The sequence below is a fragment of the Pseudomonas sp. W5-01 genome (assembly GCF_046540435.1).
Classification (GTDB): domain Bacteria; phylum Pseudomonadota; class Gammaproteobacteria; order Pseudomonadales; family Pseudomonadaceae; genus Aquipseudomonas; species Aquipseudomonas graminis_B.
The window spans coordinates 816,649-837,104 of the sequence record NZ_JAXCIP010000001.1 but is presented as its reverse complement, the minus strand read 5'-3'; the positions used below and the strand labels follow the sequence as shown (position 1 = coordinate 837,104).

The 20,456-nt window shown below is 62.8% G+C and carries 18 protein-coding genes; 4 read left to right on the top strand and 14 right to left on the bottom strand.

Going from position 1 to position 20,456, the window contains the following annotated elements:
- Positions 1 to 42: 42 nt before the first annotated feature.
- From SLW75_RS03590 to SLW75_RS03575, 4 genes are all read right to left on the bottom strand, one after another.
- Positions 43 to 1,152: an MFS transporter gene (locus SLW75_RS03590; RefSeq protein WP_410933806.1), complete on the bottom strand. Its 1,110-nt coding sequence runs from the start codon at positions 1,150 to 1,152 to the stop codon at positions 43 to 45.
- A gap of 321 nt (positions 1,153 to 1,473) precedes the next feature.
- On the bottom strand, positions 1,474 to 2,379 hold the full coding sequence (locus tag SLW75_RS03585) for a LysR family transcriptional regulator (protein ID WP_065990892.1): 906 nt from the start codon (positions 2,377 to 2,379) through the stop codon (positions 1,474 to 1,476).
- A gap of 163 nt (positions 2,380 to 2,542) precedes the next feature.
- Complete coding sequence (locus SLW75_RS03580; RefSeq protein ID WP_410933805.1) at positions 2,543 to 2,992, bottom strand: cupin domain-containing protein; 450 nt, start codon at positions 2,990 to 2,992, stop codon at positions 2,543 to 2,545.
- A 204-nt stretch (positions 2,993 to 3,196) separates the two neighbouring features.
- Positions 3,197 to 3,724 carry an AAA family ATPase gene (locus SLW75_RS03575; protein WP_410933559.1) on the bottom strand — a complete coding sequence of 176 codons (528 nt, stop codon included), beginning with the start codon at positions 3,722 to 3,724 and terminating at the stop codon, positions 3,197 to 3,199.
- A gap of 453 nt (positions 3,725 to 4,177) precedes the next feature.
- Between SLW75_RS03575 and SLW75_RS03570 the strand changes: the two genes are divergently transcribed.
- Positions 4,178 to 4,420, top strand: coding sequence for a hypothetical protein (locus SLW75_RS03570; RefSeq protein WP_065990812.1), 243 nt, complete (start codon positions 4,178 to 4,180; stop codon positions 4,418 to 4,420).
- Positions 4,421 to 4,479: 59 nt separating this feature from the next.
- Here the strand turns inward: SLW75_RS03570 and SLW75_RS03565 are convergent, their stop codons facing one another.
- From SLW75_RS03565 to SLW75_RS03525, 9 genes are all read right to left on the bottom strand, one after another.
- Entirely contained in the window at positions 4,480 to 4,830 is a 351-nt protein-coding gene (locus SLW75_RS03565) for a RidA family protein (RefSeq protein ID WP_410933804.1), read from the bottom strand.
- 37 nt (positions 4,831 to 4,867) lie between these two features.
- Positions 4,868 to 6,028 (bottom strand): NAD(P)/FAD-dependent oxidoreductase, encoded by a 1,161-nt coding sequence (locus SLW75_RS03560; protein ID WP_410933558.1) that lies wholly within the window; start codon positions 6,026 to 6,028, stop codon positions 4,868 to 4,870.
- Positions 6,029 to 6,050: 22 nt separating this feature from the next.
- On the bottom strand, positions 6,051 to 7,445 hold the full coding sequence (locus tag SLW75_RS03555) for an NAD(P)/FAD-dependent oxidoreductase (RefSeq protein WP_410933557.1): 1,395 nt from the start codon (positions 7,443 to 7,445) through the stop codon (positions 6,051 to 6,053).
- Positions 7,442 to 7,810 (bottom strand): (2Fe-2S)-binding protein, encoded by a 369-nt coding sequence (locus tag SLW75_RS03550; protein ID WP_410933556.1) that lies wholly within the window; start codon positions 7,808 to 7,810, stop codon positions 7,442 to 7,444. The genes SLW75_RS03555 and SLW75_RS03550 overlap by 4 nt, the downstream gene beginning before the upstream one ends.
- Positions 7,800 to 8,942 (bottom strand): NAD(P)/FAD-dependent oxidoreductase, encoded by a 1,143-nt coding sequence (locus SLW75_RS03545; RefSeq protein ID WP_369317870.1) that lies wholly within the window; start codon positions 8,940 to 8,942, stop codon positions 7,800 to 7,802. Before SLW75_RS03545 ends, SLW75_RS03550 begins: the two co-directional genes overlap by 11 nt.
- Complete coding sequence (locus SLW75_RS03540; protein ID WP_192131696.1) at positions 8,939 to 9,736, bottom strand: ABC transporter permease; 798 nt, start codon at positions 9,734 to 9,736, stop codon at positions 8,939 to 8,941. The genes SLW75_RS03545 and SLW75_RS03540 overlap by 4 nt, the downstream gene beginning before the upstream one ends.
- Positions 9,737 to 9,742: 6 nt before the next feature.
- On the bottom strand, positions 9,743 to 10,615 hold the full coding sequence (locus SLW75_RS03535; RefSeq protein ID WP_410933555.1) for an ABC transporter permease: 873 nt from the start codon (positions 10,613 to 10,615) through the stop codon (positions 9,743 to 9,745).
- Positions 10,602 to 11,675 carry an ABC transporter ATP-binding protein gene (locus SLW75_RS03530; RefSeq protein ID WP_192131700.1) on the bottom strand — a complete coding sequence of 358 codons (1,074 nt, stop codon included), beginning with the start codon at positions 11,673 to 11,675 and terminating at the stop codon, positions 10,602 to 10,604. The genes SLW75_RS03535 and SLW75_RS03530 overlap by 14 nt, the downstream gene beginning before the upstream one ends.
- Before the next feature lie 102 nt (positions 11,676 to 11,777).
- Positions 11,778 to 12,854 carry an ABC transporter substrate-binding protein gene (locus SLW75_RS03525; RefSeq protein WP_410930125.1) on the bottom strand — a complete coding sequence of 359 codons (1,077 nt, stop codon included), beginning with the start codon at positions 12,852 to 12,854 and terminating at the stop codon, positions 11,778 to 11,780.
- Positions 12,855 to 13,076: 222 nt separating this feature from the next.
- Here SLW75_RS03525 and SLW75_RS03520 point away from each other — a divergent pair, with 222 nt between their 5' ends.
- Positions 13,077 to 13,967 (top strand): LysR substrate-binding domain-containing protein, encoded by an 891-nt coding sequence (locus SLW75_RS03520; RefSeq protein ID WP_065990796.1) that lies wholly within the window; start codon positions 13,077 to 13,079, stop codon positions 13,965 to 13,967.
- 306 nt (positions 13,968 to 14,273) lie between these two features.
- On the opposite strand, the gene SLW75_RS03515 is transcribed toward SLW75_RS03520, so the two are convergent.
- Positions 14,274 to 16,643: a membrane-bound PQQ-dependent dehydrogenase, glucose/quinate/shikimate family gene (locus SLW75_RS03515; RefSeq protein WP_410933554.1), complete on the bottom strand. Its 2,370-nt coding sequence runs from the start codon at positions 16,641 to 16,643 to the stop codon at positions 14,274 to 14,276.
- 776 nt (positions 16,644 to 17,419) lie between these two features.
- Here SLW75_RS03515 and SLW75_RS03510 point away from each other — a divergent pair.
- A complete protein-coding gene (locus SLW75_RS03510; RefSeq protein WP_410930128.1) occupies positions 17,420 to 17,671 on the top strand; it encodes a hypothetical protein in 252 nt (83 codons plus the stop codon).
- 56 nt (positions 17,672 to 17,727) lie between these two features.
- Entirely contained in the window at positions 17,728 to 20,421 is a 2,694-nt protein-coding gene (locus tag SLW75_RS03505) for a glycoside hydrolase family 3 protein (RefSeq protein WP_410933803.1), read from the top strand.
- Positions 20,422 to 20,456 lie beyond the last annotated feature (35 nt).

Sequence of the window (20,456 nt, the reverse complement as noted above, 5' to 3'; positions counted from 1 at the left end):
GGTCTGTTGTGCTGCGGTCGGGGCTGGGCTTCGAAGCCGGATTCAGCCGCGCAAGCGACTGCCGTTCCCGACGATCAACGCACCGAGCACCAGCAATGCGGCGGCGCCCATGAACGTCGCGGCAATAGAGAGGTGATCCAGCAGCAGGCCACCCAGGGCGCCACCGACCATGATCGACAGCTGGATCGCCGCAACCAGCAAGCCGCCTCCGCTCTCCGGGTCATCACTGACGCTTTTGCTGAGCCAGGTGGACCACGCCACCGGAATGGCGGCGTTCAGCCCGCCCCAGCAGATCATTGCCACGGCGACGCCGGGCTTCAGGTGGCCGAACAGCAGCATCAACAGCGTCACCGTCGCCAGCAGCCATGGCAGCCAGCGCAACAGCGCATACATCCGGTCACTCACCAGCGCCGTTCCCGCATAGGTGCCGGCAAAACCCGCTACACCGAGCCCCAGCAGGAACAGCGACAGCTGCGGGGTGGTCGCGTGCGTGTAGGTTTCAAGGAACGGCCGAAAGTAGGTGAAGCCCGAGAACGCACCGGCGAAGGTCAACATCACCGCCATCATCCCGAACGCCACGTGGCGACGACGCAGCAGCGCGAACAATTGACGGACCGAGCCCGCCGACTTGGGCGGCATGGACGGAAGGCTGATCCACTGCCACAGCAGGTTGATCAGCACCAGCGGCACCAGTCCCCAGAACACGCCTCTCCACCCGATGATGCCGCCCAGGTAGCTGCCGATAGGTGCAGCAAATGCCGTGGCGATGGCATTGCCGGTGAAAATGATGCCGAGGGCTTTGGGCACGGTGTCGGATGGCACGAGCCGCATGACGGTCGCCGTGGACAGTGCCCAGAACCCGCCGATGGCAATCCCCAGAACGGCGCGCGCAATCATCAGGACCAGGAAGCTCGGCGCCTCGGCAATCAGGATCAGCGAGGCCAGCATCAGGCTGGTCAAGCCGATCAACACGTACCGACGATCAATGCGCCCGGCGATGACCGACATGAACAGGCTGGTGACGACGGCAAACAGTCCCGAAATGGAGATCGCCTGGCCGGCCATCCCCTGGGTCGCCCCAAGGTCGGAGGCAATCGGTGTCAGCAGGCTGACCGGCATGAATTCGGATGAAATGAGCATGGCTACGCACATGGCCATCGCACCCACGGCGCTCCACACACCTCGATCTGGCCTGGCAATTTCAGGCTCGGCTCTTTGTAGCTCAGCATTACGCATTCATACCCTCGACACGCGTCCGGCCCGTGCAGTCGCCTCACGCCAGGGTGATGTGCAACAGACGCCGGTTTTGATGGATTGAGTGGCGTCACGGTACAGGCGCGCTCCGCCCTCGCCTATCGGGGGTACGTGTGATGCGGTGATGAGCAATGCTCACTAATGACGGGAAGCGGAGCACTCTGTGGAACCGGCTTTAGCCGGGAAAGCGTCAGGCGTCCCGGTTTGAGCCGTTGCGGATCACCCCAGCGGCGCGATATCCCGGATCATGTCGATCAGCAGACGCAGCCCCAGCGGTTGCTGGCGATAGCTGGAGTAGTAGATGTGGAACCCCGGGCTCACGCACGCCCAATCCTCAAGGACGAGCTTAAGGGAACCGCTCTTCACATAAGGTGCGAGGATCGGTTCAGCGGCGTAAATCAGTCCGCTCCCTTCACAGGCCAATGCAATCGCGATTCGGGTCTCGTCGAGAATCACGCCACCGAACACCGGGACCGCCAGCTGCACGCCTTCTTTCTCGAATTCCCAGTCGTAAAGTTTGCCGGTGCCGACCTTGAACTTGAGGCAGCGATGCTGCTTCAGGTCTTCAGGGTGAACGGGAGTGCCCCACTTGCGCAGATAGTCGGGCGTGCCGGCGACCAGCCAGCGCACATCCGGCGACAGCCGATGGGCAATCATCCCTTCCGGCACGGTCGCGCCAAAGCGCATGCCGGCGTCGAAGCCGCCCTCCACGACATCAACCATGCTGTTGGAGATCGAAATATCCACTTCGATGTCGGGGTAACGCTCACCGAACAGCGGCAGTACGGGCGCCAGCAGCAACAGGGCGGCGTCGCTGAACACGTTCAGCCTGATCCTCCCCGTGGGCTCGTCCCGGTAACGGTTGAGCACCTCCATCGCTTGGTCGATGCGGTCGATGGGCTCACGAATCGACGCCAGCAACTCCTGACCGGCAGCGGTCAACGTGACATTGCGGGTGGTCCGGTTCAGCAAGCGCACGCCAAGCCTGGCTTCCAGCGCCTTGATGGCATGGCTGAGGGCCGACGGGCTGATGCCGACTTCCAATCCCGCACGGCTGAAACTCAAATGCCGGGCGACGGCCAGGAAGTACATGAAATCGGCGAGGTTGGCACGGGTGAGCTGCATCATCTACCTACGCAAGGTGTGAATCGGACCGGCAATGAACGGGTCGATCAACCCGAATGCGTGCGTTGCGCGGAGTATATCCGGGTTGACCGGCCGCTTTAGACGAGCTTGGCTCATTACTGCGCTGAGGGTCACTCAGCAGTCAACGCGTGTCGGGCAAGGATTATCGGGAGGCCTCGTACCGGGCAGCGGAAACGGGCTCCATCCACTCCACATTCTGGCCATTGAGGGATTCCTGGATCGCCATGTGGGTCATGCCCGTGCGGGCCGTGGCCCCGTGCCAATGCTTGACGCCGGGCGGCGTCCAGATCACGTCCCCCGGACGAATCGCCTGTTTCTCCCCGCCTTGTTGCTGCACCCAGCCCGTGCCTGCGGTCACCACCAGCGTTTGCCCCAACGGATGCGTGTGCCAGGCGGAACGCGCCCCCGGCTCGAACGTGACATAGGCCGCCGTGACCCGGGACGGCTCATGGGCGGATACCAAGGGATCGATGCGCACCGTGCCGACGAACATCGCCGGGCTCCCGAGAATCGAGGCTTGCTCGCCGTTCGGGACGAGGGTCACGGCGGGCGTGCTGTCGTCCGCCTGAACCTTGGCGAGCATCAGCATCATCCCCAGCGTGGTGATTGCTGCGACTGTGTGCATGGGCGAGCTCCTGGGTGAATGAGATGTCCTCATCAACCTAATTCACGCGGCAGCGATGTACTACAGGGCCCTGTGACAAACAGCAGTGAGCGATGCTCATGAATTCAGGCTGATCGCCCCTCTCCTGAAACGCACAACACTGCGAAGGTGTTCAACGCCACGACGGCGCCGTTAGCCCTGCTCAGGGGTGAATAAATCAGACCGTTTCAAGTAATCGGCAATCGCCGCCAATGCCTGCGCCGGGGAATTGAGCGCTGTATCTACGGTGAAGGGTTCTGTGTCCCAAGATTCATACTCATGATTCAGCACGGATTGCCAGGTAGGAGGCGTCAGCCCCGGGATATCGACCTGCCTGGTCTCCACCCTGCGTCGATGCTCCGTCCTGTCGGAACAGATGACCTGAAGATTCACCAATGGAGCACCGAATCGAGAGGATATGGCGCTCCATTCTCTTCGGCTTTCAAGCACGGGATTCACACAATCGACAACCACCGTGCCGCCCAAATCAAGGTTGCTGGCCGCCAACCCGTAGGCAATCAGATACCCCGTGCGGCCCACATCCCGCGCAAAATCCGGCGAATCACGAAGGGCTTGTTCAATCGTATCGATGCGCACATAAACAGCACCCAGCGTTGCGGCCAGACCCTTGGCGAGGGTCGTCTTACCGGTACCGGGCAGACCACTGAAGACGATGAGCATTTGAGACTCCCCATAGGATGTGCTGTTCAAGCAGGCTAATTTACTCCTGTGAGGGATGCCAACGCCGCCGGTGGTGTTCAAGATCAAATAAATCAGACCCTTTGAATATTCCCGCTGCTGGAGTTGTTTCGCAAATAGGCGCAGAGCTATCAGGCACGCTGGGACGGTTTGCGCGTTGTTGAGCGCGAGCCCGATTGCGGTCTCCAGGAAAGTTTCAAAAACCCCACGCCAGCGCGGTTAAGTGACGTCAGACTTAAGTAAACCGGCCCGTATTAAAAAACGTGACGTCAATTAACCGACTGCAAATTTACGCTCTAATCCCTCGAAAACCCAAAACCGTCATATTCCCGACGAAACGCACTTTCACCGCATTGCCTTCTGCCACCACCTCCCCTCAGAATCGCCACACACCCGCTGTCCCGCGCCGTGATTTGCCAAAAAGGAATGAGAGCAATGAAGAGCATCTTTGTGGTTGTGATGAGTATGTGTTCCGGTGCGGAAGGATGTGTGGACGAGAACCAGCCGACGGCGTATTCGACCCGCGCAGAATGCATGGAGAGCGTCGCGCTGATGCCGACGAGGAAAGGCATCAAATACCACTGTTCTTCGGTGCCTCAGGTGCTGATCACGCAGCAGCGTCGCACCACCAAAAACCACCTCGTGACCAACTCCGCCGAAGCGTCTGTCCGCCCTTGAGCGGCAACGCCGGGTCGGGATAAACCCGGCCCGGCGCAGTTCATTCCTGCAGCAGCTGATCAGCCCGCGGCCACCACGGTGATTTCCACCAGCAAATCCGGCGCGGCCAGACGTGATTCCACGGTGGCCCGCGCGGGTGCGTGCCCTTCCGGTGCCCAGGCGTCCCAGACTTCATTCATGCCGGCGAAATTCGCCGCGATGTCCGAGAGCCAGACCTGTGCGGTGAGAATCCGCGTCTTGTCCAGGCCGGCCTTGGCCAGATAGCTGTCGATCTTCTCCAGCACTTGCGCGGTCTGTCCTTTGATGTCGAGGGTGCGATCCGTCGCGGTCTGGCCGCCGAGGAAGGTAAAGCCATTGCACTGCACGACACGGCTCATGCGTTGGTTGGTTTCGATACGGTTGATTTCCAGCATGTGAACTCCTGATGGGTCGGTAGGGTGTACGGAATCAACGGGCCACTGACGGTACGTTGATCGGGATGTGGGCGTCATTGAGGCGTGTCTTATCAAAGCGGGCGCTATCAAAGCGTCCTATGTCGAATGCCTCCAGCGAAATGTCCGAATGCTCGCCAAGGATCTGCTGGGCCAGGCGCTTGCCGGTGCCGGGGCCCATCTGGAAACCGCTGCCGCAGAATCCGAACGAATAGCTGAGGTGACTGGCCTTGCGGCTGGCCCCTATCACCGGCAAGTCGTCAGCGGTAAACGCTTCGACGCCGGCCCATACCCGATTGACGCCCAGGTGCTTGAGGTGGGGAAACAGGTCGGTGACGGTCCTCGCGCTGATGCCCAGGCGCGCCAGATCCACTTCGCCGTGGCGGGCCGGGAAATCCACGCTGCCAATGAGCTTGCCACCAATCACCACGGTGCCGTTGGCGAATTGCTTGAACGACAGCGAGCGACCCGTTGCGCCCAGCACCGGCGCGCAAAACGGCGCGACGCGGTGGGTCACCATCAGCATCAGGCCCTCGGGATGAGCCGGCACCGATTCGCCGACCTGTTCTGCCAGCTCCCGCGCCCAGGCACCGGCGGTGATGACCAGATGCCCGGCGCTGAACACCCCGGCGGGCGTGGTGACCTGCCATCCACTGCCCCGTTGCTCGATGCGCTGCGCCGGCGTCGTTTCAAGCACTTTCACGCCGAGCTTTTCGGCCGCCAGCCGAAAGCTCGTCACCGTCTTGTAGGGAATGGCGTAGCCGTCGTCCTTGACCCAGATGCCGCCGACCACATGCCGGGCGACAGTCGGAATGATCTCGAACACCTGTTGAGCGTCGATCAGCACTTCGTGGGTGAAGCCGAGGCGCTGCAGATGTTCGACGCGCTGTCGGCATTCGTGGAGTTCTGCAGCGGTTTCCGCGAGTTTGAGTTGGCCGCTGGGGACGAAACCGCCGTCATCGCCCAGCGTCTGGACAAGGTCGTGCCAGAGTTCGCGGGACGACAGCGCCAGCGGGATTTCCGCCTCGTGACGGCCCAGGGTTCGAACCCCGCCTGCGTTGACCCCGGAGGCATGACGGCCGCAGTAATCAGCCTCCAGCACCGTGACCTCAACGCCGCGCTGGGCCAGATGCAGTGCGGTGCTCAGTCCATGAATGCCGCCGCCTATCACCAGCACGTCGCTGTGCCTTGCCCGCGCCTCACTCACCGGCCAGTTCCCCCAGGGTGATGGGCTTGATCGGCGGGCGAATGCGGTAGTAGCCGACTTCCGCCGCCGACACGCCGCGGGCCTTGGCGATCACTTCGGTCACCGTCAGGCCGCACATCCGCCCCTGACAAGGGCCCATGCCGCAGCGGCCGAAGGATTTGGCCTGATTGGGCCCGGCGCAGCCCAGGGCGACGAACTTGCGCAGGTCCCCCGCGGTGACTTCCTCGCAGCGGCACACGATGACTTCATCGGCGGGAATGCGGTTCGCTTCCTTCGGCTGATAGAGCGCATCGAGAAACGGTCGGATGCGCAGGTTCAACGCCAGCTTTTCACGCAGCGGCGCGGCGCGTTGATCACGCTGAACGGTATCGAACGTCACCAGCCGTTGCCCGATGCCCAGCGCCGCCAGCTCCCCCTGCAGCGCCGCGGCCTGAGCCCCGCCAATGCCGGCGCCGTCACCGGCGACGAACATCCCCGGCACGTCCAGCTCACCCCACGGGTCGATCACCGGGCTGAAGCACAGCTGGTCGACGTCCCAGTGATGGAGTGCGCGCAACGACTGACTGAATTGAATGTTCGGGACCACGCCCTGATGCAGCAGCACGCAGCTCGCCGCAATACGCTGAGCCTTGCCGCCGACGGTGAAGGTCAGCGCGGTGGCGGCTTCGTCACCCTCGATCGCCAGGTGCTCGGCGCCGGTGTGGTGCGGGATGCGGGCGCTGCGCAGGCTGCGCATCAACTCCAGGCCCTTGCGCAAATACGGCCAGGCGCGCAACGCCGCGAACAGATGACGCCGGGCCCGCCAGTAATCTTCGGGGCCCGTGGTGTCGACCAAGGCCTGGATCGGCACGCCGGCGCGCAGGTATTGCCAGCCCAGCAGATACAGCAGCGGGCCGCAGCCGGCCAGGACCACCGGCTCGGTCGGGGCCAGGCCCGCACTTTTCAGCAGAATCTGCGCAGCGCCCGCGCTCATGACGCCGGGCAAGGTCCAGCCCGGGATCGGAAACGGCCGTTCCATGGCGCCAGTGGCGAGCAACACGGCCTTGGCCTGCAGGGTGCGCAGACGCCCGTCGCACAGGTAGCTGACCTGATGATCCCGGGTTACCTGCCAAACCGCCGCGCCGTGTTCATAGCGAACCGACGAAGACGCCAAGGCCTGGGCGAGCACGTTGCCATGGGCGTAGTCCGGTCCCAGCAGGTCCCGTCGCGACAGGGGCGCGAGGGTGATGCCGCGATAAATCTGCCCGCCCGGACTGCCCTGCTCGTCCAGCAGCACCACCTGCAGGCCGAACCCGGCCAAGGCCACCGCGCCTGCCATGCCGGCGGCACCTGCGCCCACGACGACCACGTCCACCGCTTCCACGACACCGCCAAAATGATCATTCATGACTGCACCTCGACGGTCTGCACACTGGCGGTCTGCACATCGCCGGGTTGGAAAATCAGGTCGCGAGCGCCTTCCTGGGAACGGATGCGCATGCCGTCCGCCACTTCGATCAGGCAGCTCTGGCGATTGGGTACGCCGTCGATGTCCACCAGACACTCGAAGCACACGCCCATCATGCAATACGGCGCCCGGGGCGATTCGCTCACCGGCGTCGCGCGAAAGCGGTTGATGCCAGACATCAGCAGCGCCGCCGCCACGCTGATGCCCGCCGGCACTTCAAAGGATTGGTCGTTGAAGCTGAGTCTGACAGTCCGTGTCGACCTGACTTCACTCGTGACCGGTTGAAACAGCGAATCAGTGCGCATGGGAAAACACCTTGTCAGTCAGGAAACGCTCGCCGGCAAATACGCCGAGCTCGTCGGGCATCGCACCGCCCATCACCCACGGCGCGATGCGCAGGGCATGGGCGGCGGCCAGGGTCACGCCGCTGTGGCAAGTCACCACGAAGGCGCCCGGGTGGCTGGCCGATTGCTGATAGATGGGGAAGCCGTCGGGGCTCAGAACCCGCAGCGCCGCCCAGGCACGAATCAGCCGCACCTCCCGCAGTAGCGGAAAGGTCGCCACGCCGCGCCGGGCAATGGCTTCCAGCACCTGGGTGGAGGTGCTGTCGTCGTACCCCACCTCCTCCATCGAATCGCCCAGCTGAACGGTGCCTTCGTCGGTCTGCCGAACATGGACCGTCGGGTGATCGAGAAACGGCCGCACCCGCTCGCTGACCAGCACTTGGCCGCGATTCGGCGCCACCGGCGCATGCAGGCCCACCTGCCGGGCCAGCCCCGGATTGCCCAGGCCGGCAGCGAGTACCACCCGTGGCGCGATGAAGCGTTGAGTGCCGGCTGTGACGCAAAACTCACCTGTCGCGCCGTCGATGCGATCCACCTGAATGCCGCCGTGAAACCGCGCGCCTTTGGCCTGGGCCGAGGTGTGCAGCGCGCGCAGCAGTTTCAGCGGATTAACGTGACCGTCCTGGGGCGTGTAGCTGGCGCCCACCACGGAGGGGCCGATCAACGGCAGGCGCGCTTTGAGTTCAGCGGCGTCGAGCATCTGGAACGGGTAATCGCCGAGGGCGTCCTGCAGGGTTTGCAGGCGTGACTGTCTCTCGATCAGCTCCTCGTCGCTGAAGCACATATGGAAGCCACCGGGCTGGTGGAGCTGCACGTCCACGCCGCTGTCGGCCATCAGCGCCCGAGCGAAGTCCGGCCAGCGGGTCGCTGACGACTGCGTCCAGCGCGAATAGTCCGGCAGGTCGTGGCCCTTGCCCTGGACCCAGACCAGCCCGAAATTGCCCCGCGAGGCGCGAAACGCATCGTCGCCCTGGTCCAGCACCACGGTGTCGGCGCCGCTGCGGGCCAGGCCGTAAGCGACTGCCGTCCCCACCAACCCGCCACCGATGACGATCACGTCCGACTGAATGTCCCTCTGTGTGCCCTGGCTCATTTGCCTTCTCCAATCAACACCCGGTCCAATCCGACCATTCGGTCCAATATCAGCATCAGCAGCAACGTGCCGACGATCAGCACCGTTGAAACCGCCGTGATCAGCGGGTCGATGGTCTGGGAAATCTGGTTGTACATCGCCACCGGCAGCGTGGTGGTGCCGGGGGTGGCGACGAACACGGTCATGGTCAGTTCGTCGAAGCTCTGGATGAACGCAAGCATCCAGCCGCCGACCACGCCGGTGCGAATCCGCGGCAGCACCACCCGGTAGAACGCTGTCCAGCGACTGGCACCGAGTGACAGCGCGGCGTGCTCGATGTCCCGCTCAAGGCCGATGGTCGAGGCCAGCGTCAGGCGCAACGCATAGGGCAGCACGACAATCACGTGGGTCAGGGTCAGCGCCCAGAACGAGCCGCCGATCTGCGCAAGGGAAAAGAAGCGCAGGAACGCGATGCCGAGGACCACCGACGGAATCATCAGCGGCGACAGCAAAAAGCCGGTGACCGCGCCCCGGCCAGGAAAGTCATAACGGCTGATGGCCAGTGCCGCCGGAATCGCCAGCAGCGCGGCGATGGTCGCCGACGCCAGGCCGAGCTTGATCGACAAGGCAAAGGCATCCAGCATTTCCTGATTGTCCGCCAGCGCCCGGAACCAGCGCAGCGACAGGCCGTCGGTGGGCAACGACAGGTAGCCCTTGCTGGTGAACGCCATGGCCATCACCACCACCAGCGGCGCGACGATGAATGTGACGAACAGGGCATGGAACAGCAGCGAGAAAAATCCGTTCTTGTGCATGGTCGGCTACTCGAAGACTTGCTTGAACCGGCGCTCGGCCAGTTTGCTGCAACCCAGAATGATGATCAGATTCGCCAGCAGCAGAAGCATCGCGATGGCCGCGCCGAGGGGCCAGTTGAGGGTGCCGAGGAACTCGTCGTACGCCGCCGTCGCCACCACTTTCAGGCGCCGCCCGCCGATGATCGCCGGGGTGGCGAAGGCCGAGGCAGCCAGGGCAAAGACGATGATCGAGCCGGACAGCACGCCGGGCATGATCTGCGGCAGGATGATCCGGCGGAACACCGTCAACCGCGACGCGCCAAGGGAAAGGCCCGCCCACTCCACTTGAAGGTCCAGCCGTTGCAGTGTGGCCCAGACGGCAATGACCATGAACGGCACCAGCACGTGGGTCAGGGCGATGACCACGCCCACCTGGGTAAACAGCATTTTCACCGGTTGGTCGGTGATGCCCACGGCTTGCAGGGCATCGTTGATCAGGCCGTTGTTGCCCAGCAGAATCGCCCAGCCCAGGGTCCGCACCACCACGGAAATCAGCAGCGGCCCCAACACCACCAGCAGGAACAGCGACCGCCAGCGCGGCGCCATGCGCGCAATGATGATGGTTTCCGGGATGCCCAGCAGCACGCACAAGACTGTGACCGCTAACGCCATGCCACCGGTGCGCAGGAATATCTCGTGGAAGTAGTCGTCCTTGAACACCTCCAGGTAATTGCCAAGGCTGTAGCTCGGCACCACGCCGTCGGTGTCGCTGAACAGGTTCAACGACAGCACGGCGGTCAGCAACAAGGGCGCCAGCAACAGCGCGATGAACACCAGCAATGCCGGGCCGCTCAGCAGCCACGGCGCCACGCCCACCCGTTCGGCGTCATACCTGGCCATGGGCGACCTCCCGGTCCAGCAGGCGCAGGTCGTCGTCGGACCAGTCCAGCCCGACCTCGCTGCCCTCCTCCGGCGGCGGTGTGCCGAGGTTGGGCAGGGTCATGTGCACCAGCCCCAGGCGACTTTCCACCGCCATCAACCACAGGTTGCCGAGAAACACCCGCAGCCTGACGCGCCCGGAAAACCGTCCGCTGCCCAGCGCCACCAAACGGATTTTTTCCGGACGGATGTAGACGTTGACGTCATTGCCCAGCGTGCGGTCTTCGTGGGGCACGTGCATCAGCGTGTCGTGGACCTGCACGTGGCAGCAGCGGTCGTTACGCAATTGCACCGCGCCAGCGAAGGCGTTGGTTTTGCCGAGAAACGCTGAAGCAAAGGGCGAATGCGGCCGCTCGTAGGCTTCGAACGGCGTGTCGATCTGCACGATGCGGCCCTTCTGCATCACCGCGATGCGGTCGCTCATGGTCATGGCTTCGACCTGATCGTGGGTGACCAGGATGGTGGTGATGCCCAGCTCGCGCTGAATCGCCCGCAGTTCGATGTGCATCTCTTCGCGCAGCTTGGCGTCGAGGTTGGACATCGGCTCGTCGAGCAACAGCAGGTTCGGGCGGATCGCCAATGCGCGGGCGATCGCCACCCGCTGGCGCTGCCCGCCTGACAGGGCTTTCGGGTAACGCTCACCGAGGCCGGCGAGGCGTACCAGATCCAGCGCTTCATCGACGCGCTTGCCGCGCTCGGCCCTGGGCACGCCGCGCATCTCCAGGCCGAAGCTGATGTTCTGCGCCACGGTCATGTGCGGAAACAACGCATAGCTCTGGAACACGATGCCCAGCCCGCGCTGTTCAGGCCGGACGTGGGTGATGTCACGGCCGTCGAGAACGATACGACCTTCCGTGGGCTGTACGAATCCGGCGATGGATTGCAGGGTGGTGGTCTTGCCGCACCCGGACGGGCCGAGCAAGGCGATGAACTCGCCGTGCCGGACTTCCAGGTTCAAACCGTCAATGGCCCTGAACGTGCCGTAGGTCTTGACGATGCCTTCGAGGGTGAGAAATGCCATGGGCGTGCCACGCAGGCGGACCTGCGTCTCCAGAAGGGTGCTGGGGAAGATCGGCGTGTACGTCGATCAGCGACTGTCGATCAGCGAGAGCAATCGGTGACGCTAGCGCTCGACGGTGCGGTTCCAGCGCGTGGTCCACTCGCTGCGCTGCTGGTTGATGGTTTCCCAATCGACCTTGATCAGCGCGTTGACCTTCTCCGGCCCGTACGGCATGCGCGCGGCGACATCATCCGGCAGCTTGACCGTCTGGTTCACCGGCGCGAAGCCGTTCTCCCGCGCCTGGATTTCCTGCACTTCAGGGGACAGCACGTACTGAATGAACGCCTGGGCGAGTTCGGATTGCGCGTTGGGGGTCACGCTGCACGCGGCGACCTGCAAGGCGATGCCGCCTTCCTTCGGGTAGATGAATTTGAGCGGAAAGCCGGTGCCCTGCAACGCCACGGCCCGACCGCTGCCGTACACCGCCATGACGATGTCGCCGTTCTGCATCATCCCGTCCATCTCGCCCGGCGCCGACACCCAAGCGAGCACGTTAGGACCGATTTCGTCCTTCAGCGCCTTGAAGCCGGGGTCGATGTTTTTCTCGCCGCCACCCCTCAGCCGGGCCATTTCCACCAGCGTGTGCAGGCCATAGGTGTTGGTCACCGGCGGCATGCCGAGCAGTTGTTTGAAGCGTGGGTCGGTGAGGTTTTCCCAAGAATCCGGTGCCGCCCAGCCGCGCTTCTTGAACGCCTCTTCGTTGTAGCCGATGCCGGTGGCCACCACGCCGATCCCCGTGGCTTCAGGGCTCAGCCGTGCCAGCGGATAGAGGTCCTTGTAGATCGGCGCATCGCTGAGCTTTTCGCACAGGCCCATCTGCAACGCCTGGTACATCGGGCCGTCGTCCATCATCGCGACGTTGATCTGCTGACGGCCTTTCTGCGCCTGGAGCTTGGCCAGGGTTTCCGTGGAGTTGCCGGCGACGTAGACGACTTTGACGTTGTGTTGTTTTTCGAAGGCGGGAATGACGCGGTTCTTGTACATCTGCTCGGTGGAGCCGCCGACGCCGGCCACGTACAGCGTGGTCTCGGCGAAGACGGGTGTGCTGCCAACGGCGGCAAGCGTCAGGGCAACGGCCATGGCACTGCGGTGGAAGGGACGAAACGGTCGTGCTGCTGAGGAAAGGTCGAGGCTATTCACAGACTATCTCCGAAGTGCATGGGGGCAGATCGAACAATGCGTCAGTCGCTTCGGTGTGAACCGAAGCCATGCATGCAGCGTGCATGCTCCCGGCGAATCCATCGCGGGGTGGCGCATCTTCATGTGCGCTATGGGTGGCTGGTCCGAGTATTGCGACGGGGCGTCCATATGGTCAAATACGGATATAGGCCTTAGTTATTCATATTTGATATGGAGCGCGACATGAACCTGAGACAGATCGAAGCCTTCCGCAGCGTCATGCGCCTGGGTTCCATGACCGCTGCCGCCGAGGTGCTGTTTACCTCGCAGCCCAACATCAGCCGGCTGATTGCCCAACTGGAACTCAGCACCGGGCTGACCCTGTTCAAGCGCGCCGGCGTCAGGCTGATGCCGACTCAGGAGGGTCAGGCCTTCTTTCAGGAAGTCGAGCGCGCCTACGTCGGGCTGGACAGCCTCAAGTTGTCGGCGAAGAACATCCGCAATCTGGGTACGGGCCGCTTGCGGGTGGCGGCAGTTCCTTCCACCGGCATGAGCATGATGCCCCGGGTGCTCAAGGCGTTTACCGAGACGCGACCGGAGCTGACGGTGTCTCTGCACGTGAACTCCTCGCCCACCGTCGAGCAGTGGGTAAAGTCGCAGTTCTGCGATGTGGGGATTGTGGTGCACCCCGGCGATGTCGACAGTCAGCAGATCGAGTTGCTCAGCGAAGTGGCAGCGGTGTGCGTGTTGCCGGCGTCCCATCCCTTGGCAAGCCGAACGCAGATCACCTTCACCGATCTGGAGGGAGAGACCTTTGTGTCGCTGTGCCACGGCGACGGCACCCGGGCGCTGGTGGACGGTCTGTTCGAGCAGGCCGGCGTGGAGCGGGTCATGACCGTGGAGGCGCAGTACAGCGCCATCAATTGCGAGATGGTGGCGCTGGGCATGGGCATCACCCTCGCCCACCCGCTGGTGGCCCGGGATTATCGCCACCGCGATATCGTCATCCGCCCGTTTGTGCCGCAGATCCTCTTCCCCACCTACGTCATGTGGGCACCGGCCCAGGTGCGGACGAAATTGTCCGAAGAGTTCGTTGACACGCTGAAGGCGTTCTACCGGGACATCGTTTTTTAGGAGCACGCCGCGGCAGCGCCCCCCTTCAGACACCGATCGACTGTAGGAGCGTGGCTTGTCCCGCGATCTGGCGCGCAGCGGCAGCATTCCAGGCGCCGCATTCCGTCAGGCGAAGCGGGTCCAAAGGTTTCACGACCGGTCCCCGGCCGATCGCGGGACAAGCCACGCTCCTACAGAACCTGCGTGGGCCGCGTGCTTAGGGTTCCAGAGATTCATTGGAGGACGGCGGGAGTAGCGTTCAATGCCCGGCATAAAAAAAGGCCGTGACGCACATCGGCGTCACGGCCTTTTCCACACGTCAATCAATCAATTCAGACGGAACGCGATCACGCTGTCGCCCAACGTGGTGCCGAGCGAGCCGTGCCCGCCGGCGGAGATGACGACGTACTGCTTGCCGTCGCTGCCCAGGTAGGTCGAAGGCGTCGCCTGACCGCCCGCCGGCAGCTCCTTCTCCCAGAGCACGTCACCGGTGTTGATGTCGTACGCGAGGATGAAGTTGTCCGCCGTGGCGCCATGGAACACCACGCCCCCCGCCGTCACCAGCGGACCGCCGTGGGCGACCATGCCCATCGGGAAGCCGATCGGGAAGCGGCCCGGCAGGAAGCTGGTTTTGAGGTTCTGGGTGGTGCCGGTGCGGCGCATCCACGCGGTTTTGCCGGTGGTCAGGTCCACCCCGACCATGCGGCCCCACGGCGGCGCAATGCACGGCACGCCCAGCGCTGAAGCGAACTGCTTGATCCGAATCGCGTAGTCGCCGTTGAAGTTCTCGTTCCAGTACGGCGTACCGTCCTGGGTGAACAGCCGCTTCTCGGCGGTTTCCGGGGTGCGCTTGATCAGGTGATAGGTGTAGGCCAGGCGTACTGGTGCGGCGATCAGAATCTGGCGATCCGGATCCACCGCCACCGAGCCCCAGTTGAACGCCCCGATGTTGCCGGGGAAGATCAACGAACCCTGCTCGGTGCTCGGCGTCCACGGGTTGCCGTCGTAGCGCAGCGTGTTGTAGGTCGTGCGGCAGGCCATCTGATCGAAGGGCGTCAGGCCCCACATCGATTTCTCGCTCAGGGGTTCCGGGATGAAGTTGATCTTCGACACCGGCTGGGTCGGCGCGAAATGCTCGCCCGGCACGCCGCCCTGGGTCGACACATTGACCTGATCGACCGGGACAATCGGTTCCCCGGTCAGGCGGTTGAGCACGAAAATATTGCCCACTTTGGTTGGCAACAGCAGCGCCGGTTGCTGGCTGCCCTCTTTGCCCACGTCCATCAGGGTCGGCTGCGACGGGTTATCGCGGTCCCACAGGTCGTTGTTCGAGGACTGGAATTTCCACTTGAACGCACCGGTGTTCAGGTCCAGCGCCACCAGCGTGTCTCGGAATTTTTCCGTGTTGCTGTTCGGGTCGCGGTTAATGCCCAGCTCGTCTGGCGAGGCATTGCCGAACGGCACGAACACCAAGCCGTTTTTCATGTCGGCGCTCAACGTGCCCCACGCCACGGGTGTGTCCTGCGGGTAGGTCTGTTCGGCGGCAATGGGCTGGGTCAAGTCCGGATTGGCCGGGTCGAAGTTCCACACCAGCGTGCCGGTCACAGCGTTGTAGGCGCGGATCACACCCGACGGGTTGCCATCGTTGTAGCCGTTGTCCATCACCGAACCACCGACGATGACCAGATCACCGGCGATCAGCGGCGCAGCGGTCTGCATCAGCGCATGGGGACGGATCTCGCCCATGTTGGTGCTGAGATCGATCACCCCGTTGTCGCCGAAATCGCTGCACAGCGTGCCGGTGTCAGCGTCCAGGGCCACCAGTTTTGCGTCCGCAGTGGCCGTGATGATGCGCTTGGCGCACTGGCTCGATGGGGTGGCTACAGCGGTTGCGGCCGGCGCGTAGTAACTGACGCCACGGCAGGTCTGATGCTGCTGCAGGTACGAACGGTTTTTCTCCGGCGCCCACTTCCAGTCCGGCTTGCCGGTTTCGGGGTTCAGCGCGTGCACTTCGTTGTGCGCCGTGCAGACGTACACCCGGTTGTTGACCTTCAACGGCGTGGCTTCGAAGGTGTACTCGCCGGCGTCTTTGGCGGCATCGCGCAGATCGCCGGTGTGGTATTCCCACGCCACGGTCAGTTTCTTCACGTTGCCGGCATTGATCTGGTCAAGGCTGGAGAAACGCTGACCGCTGTTGGTGCCGCCATAGGCCACCCAGTCATTACCGGCTTCACCCGTGCTGCGGGTCGCCAGCGGGGTGTCGATCTTGCCGGCCACCGGGTAAGGGTCGTAGAAAATCATCGCCAGCACGATCAGCATCATCACGCCGACGGTGCCGCCCAGAAACGGATGGAAGCGGCGGGTATCGCCCGGGTTCTGCGCCTTGTACAGCGGGCGCACCACCCACGGCAGCGCCAGCCACAAACCCAGCAGCGCGAACAGGTCGCCGCGCGGAATCCACTGCCATTTGTCGAAGCCGACCTCGTAGACGATCCAGATCAGAATCGCCCACATCAGCAGCGCATACACCGTCAGCGCCGACTGCTTTTTCAGCATCAGCAGCACTGCCGAGGCCAGTACCGCGAGGGCGATCATCGAGTACGCCGCCGAGCCGCCGGCGGCCACCAGTTGCGCACCCATGTACAGCAGGGCAATGGCGAAAATCGCCATCACCGCCCCAGTCACTCTCAAGATCATTGTTGGTTTTCCGTGTTGGGGCCGGTGATGGCTCCCGAGTGGGAAGTGGGCGAAAGCGGGAGGTCCGAGCCGCCCGTTCGCAAGCGTTCCCGACCATACTAGCGCCCACACCCTGCGCCACAAAAACCTTTGTGCCCCCTTTCCGAATGTCTGACGCAGGGCTTTTAGCGTTAGGGGTGGTTGCGGGTGTAAAGGGACGACGGCACTGGCGTGCTTATTAACTCATGAGAGAGGCGCACTTTTACATCGCTCACGGTTCAGCGGTCGCCAGTGTTTCTCCAGAGACTCCTGATCAGTTCACATTAAACTTTGGGCGCAGTCACTCACATAATGAGCGACACAGAAGTGCTACTAACCGCCAAAGATGACGAATATGTATCCGCAACTAAGGCGGCTATGCAGTCGTCTGAATGGTCGAGGATTCCTCAGCGCGGAGAGAGCTTACCAGCAACCTAAACCTAATAGCAATTAGGTTTTCGATACGGCAAGTCAAGCTATGGTTTTGCTCTGTTATTGGCAATAATCATCTCCTTAATTCGTTTAAAGGGGCTTTTTGTTGCGGTGAATCAAGATTATCGGTCTTCAGCTCAGCACTGCACCCTCTTCGGAAACCTTCCTGAACGGGCCTTTTCGATCACCGCTCGTCTAATTAAAAATTAATCTTGCAAACGCTGAACTAATCAGTAGATTCCGCAGACTTAACGTTCGCCCTGTTCTCACAGGGCGGGTTTGCGCGTTCATTTAATTTCCACACCCCATCAATCGAGAAACAATCGATGAATAGAACCATGCTGTCTGTGTGCAGCGTCGTGCTTTTCGGCGCCTGCAGTTTTGCTGCTGTTGCGGCGGACTCCACGTCCACTCAAAACGCAACTTCTGCAGAAACAATTCGCGCCCAAGTTGAGAAACAGCGCGACCAGCTTTCCGGCGTTGACAAGGTTGCAGTGCCAGCTACCCAGACTTCGTCCGCCGTGCTCGATGCGCCGGTCGACACCGGTGACGCGCCGGTACTGGTGCAGAAGCCATGACCGAACCACGCACCCCGCCGTCCGGCCACCGTCAGCAACCCGTGAGCGCATTCCCGATGTCAGCTTTCAAACACACCTTGGCCTTGAGCCTGTTGTCCCTTGGCGTACTGCAAGCCAACCTGGCCCTGGCGGAGGTCACGCCGGCCACCGGCAACGCCGTCGAAGCCCGAGTCAGTTCGATCCTGGACAACATGAGCCAGTCCGAGAAGATCAACTTCACCCGCGTCAACGACGGCCACATGATCCCGTCTTTGCTCAAATGGGGCATCAAGGGCACCGTGGCCTACGACTCCTCCATGGGCGTGCACGTCAACAACGCCACATTCGGCGCGCAGTACCCGTCACAGTCCGCTCTCGCGGCGACCTGGAGCATCAACCGCGCCAAGGAATTCGGCCTGGCAATCGCCTACGAGACGCGGATCTCCGGTGGTCAGCAAATGCTCTCCCCGGGCGTTAACCTGTACCGCACGCCGTACAACGGGCGCTCGGCGGAATACGCCAGCGGCGAAGACCCGTTCATCGGCGCCGTACTGGCGCCGGCCGTGGTCAACGGCGTTCAGGCACAGGGCATTCAGGCGAGCGGCAAGCACTACCTGGCCAACGAACAGGAAGCCAACCGTCAGGCGCTGAATGTCGTGGTGGACGAGCGCACCCTGCGTGAGCTGTATCTGCCGGGCTTTGAGTCGATGGTGAAGAACGCCAACGTCGCCTCGATCATGTGCGGCTTCAACAAGATCAATGGCGATTACGCCTGCGAAAACCATCACCTGATTACTGAAGTGCTCAAGGGTGAATGGGGCTATCAGGGCACCGTGATCAGTGACTTCAACGCGATCCATGACGCGTTCAAAGGCGCGTGGGCCGGCACCGACATCGACATGCCGTCGGGCCTGCAATTCACTGAAGCCAACCTGATGCCCTATGTCTGGAGCGGCCAGCTGAGCCAGAACGTCATCGACGACAAGGTCAAACGCAACCTGCGCGCCATCGTCAGCTATGACTTCCAGGAAAACCTCAACACCGCCAAGACCCTGGACCACCCCGAGTACGGCCAGCGCGCTTCGCTGAACACGGCGCGTGAGTCGATCGTGCTCCTGCGCAACGAGAACACCGCAGCGGGCAAACCGCTGCTGCCGCTGGCCCGAGACGCGAAGATCGCGGTCATCGGTGACTGGGCCTATCAGGCGCCGGCCTCGCCGTTCGGCACCGCGAACTCGCCGCCCAACAGCTACGTCACCGAGCTGAGCGGCCTGCAGCAACTGGCATCCAGCAGCGCCAACGTCACCTACCTGCCCGAGCTGAGCCTGAACCCCAAAGCCTCGGCCTGGTTTCAGCCCGCGGTGGGCAGCAATAACGTCAACAATGCCGGCGTGAAGGCGGAATACTTCGCCAACACCAGCTTCTCCGGCAGCCCGGCCGTGACCCGCGTCGAACCTGGCGTGAACCTCAACTGGACCACCGGCACCAACGAAACCAACGCCGGCACCACCGCGGTGTCCGGTTTCAGCCCGACCCCAGGCGCATTCTCGGCACGCTACACCGCCACCATCAAGCCGAGCGTTTCCGGCGCCCAGGTGTTCAAGGTGCGTGCGGACGGCCCGTACAAATTGTGGGTCAACGACGAGCTGGTCCTGCAGAGCGACGGCGCGCCGTACTCCGGCGACGTGGTCAACGCGCTGACAACGTCAGGCAAAACCGCCGCGCTGGTGGCCGGCAAGTCGTACTCGGTGAAGCTTGAGTACCAACGCATTCAGGGCAACTTCATCCCTGCGCTGGGTGGCGTGACCGGCGTGCAGATGAGCTGGGCCGCGCTGCGTCCGCCGAAGGACCTGTCCAAGTACGACGCGGTCGTAATCGCGACAGGCTCCAACTACGAGCACGAAGGCGAAGGCTCCGACCACGGTTTCGAACTGCCTGATCAGCAAGCAGAGTTGATCAGCTTCGTCACCAAGGCCAACCCCAACACCATCGTGGTCATGCACGGCGGCGGTTCGGCGGACATGCAGCCGTGGGCGAGCAAGGTCGGCGCATCGCTGCAAGCCTGGTTCCCGGGTCAGCAAGGCGGCCAGGCCCTGGCCGAGATTCTGTTCGGCAAGGTCAACCCGTCGGGCAAGCTGCCGATCACCATCGACAAGAAGATCGAGGACAACCCGAGCTACGCGTCGTACCCGGATCCGGCTGCCTACCGTGGCGACAACGCGCTGACCGAAATGACCTACAGCGAAGGCCTGTACATGGGTTATCGCGGTTATGACAAGAAGCACGCCAAGCCGCTGTATCCGTTCGGTTACGGCCTGTCCTACACCACGTTTAGTTACAGCGACCTGAAGCTGTCGACCAACGTCATGGCGCCGGGCAGCACGGTCGATGTCACCTTCAAAGTGACCAACACCGGTGACAAAGCGGGCTTCGAAGTGGCGCAGCTGTACGTTCACCCGAACAACCCGGCGGTCGACCGTCCCGAGAAAGAGCTGAAGGGCTTCACCAAGGTTTACCTGCAACCGGGTGAAAGCAAGACCGTGAGCATCCCGATCGATTCGCGCTCCCTGGCGCACTACGTCGAGAAGACCGACAGCTGGGATGTGGACGCCGGCAAGTTCAAGATCCTCGTAGGGCCTGATTCCGAAGACCTGCCGCTGGATCGCACCTTGATCACGCTGTTCCCGGAACACCTGACCACCCGCGACAGCAACCCGCTGCCGCTGCCACTGCGCAAGGCAGTGCAGGTCAGCGCTTCGCAAACCTACTGAGTGGGTAAGCCGGTCGGATTTCTGATCGCGTCTTA

Coding starts and splice junctions, on each gene's coding strand:
- SLW75_RS03590 (WP_410933806.1), bottom strand. CDS start 1,152: ATGTGCGTAGCCATGCTCATTTCATCCGAATTCATGCCGGTCAGCCTG.
- SLW75_RS03585 (WP_065990892.1), bottom strand. CDS start 2,379: ATGCAGCTCACCCGTGCCAACCTCGCCGATTTCATGTACTTCCTGGCC.
- SLW75_RS03580 (WP_410933805.1), bottom strand. CDS start 2,992: ATGATGCTGATGCTCGCCAAGGTTCAGGCGGACGACAGCACGCCCGCC.
- SLW75_RS03575 (WP_410933559.1), bottom strand. CDS start 3,724: ATGCTCATCGTCTTCAGTGGTCTGCCCGGTACCGGTAAGACGACCCTC.
- SLW75_RS03570 (WP_065990812.1), top strand. CDS start 4,178: ATGAAGAGCATCTTTGTGGTTGTGATGAGTATGTGTTCCGGTGCGGAA.
- SLW75_RS03555 (WP_410933557.1), bottom strand. CDS start 7,445: ATGAATGATCATTTTGGCGGTGTCGTGGAAGCGGTGGACGTGGTCGTC.
- SLW75_RS03550 (WP_410933556.1), bottom strand. CDS start 7,810: ATGCGCACTGATTCGCTGTTTCAACCGGTCACGAGTGAAGTCAGGTCG.
- SLW75_RS03545 (WP_369317870.1), bottom strand. CDS start 8,942: ATGAGCCAGGGCACACAGAGGGACATTCAGTCGGACGTGATCGTCATC.
- SLW75_RS03540 (WP_192131696.1), bottom strand. CDS start 9,736: ATGCACAAGAACGGATTTTTCTCGCTGCTGTTCCATGCCCTGTTCGTC.
- SLW75_RS03535 (WP_410933555.1), bottom strand. CDS start 10,615: ATGGCCAGGTATGACGCCGAACGGGTGGGCGTGGCGCCGTGGCTGCTG.
- SLW75_RS03530 (WP_192131700.1), bottom strand. CDS start 11,675: ATGGCATTTCTCACCCTCGAAGGCATCGTCAAGACCTACGGCACGTTC.
- SLW75_RS03520 (WP_065990796.1), top strand. CDS start 13,077: ATGAACCTGAGACAGATCGAAGCCTTCCGCAGCGTCATGCGCCTGGGT.
- SLW75_RS03515 (WP_410933554.1), bottom strand. CDS start 16,643: ATGATCTTGAGAGTGACTGGGGCGGTGATGGCGATTTTCGCCATTGCC.
- SLW75_RS03510 (WP_410930128.1), top strand. CDS start 17,420: ATGAATAGAACCATGCTGTCTGTGTGCAGCGTCGTGCTTTTCGGCGCC.
- SLW75_RS03505 (WP_410933803.1), top strand. CDS start 17,728: ATGTCAGCTTTCAAACACACCTTGGCCTTGAGCCTGTTGTCCCTTGGC.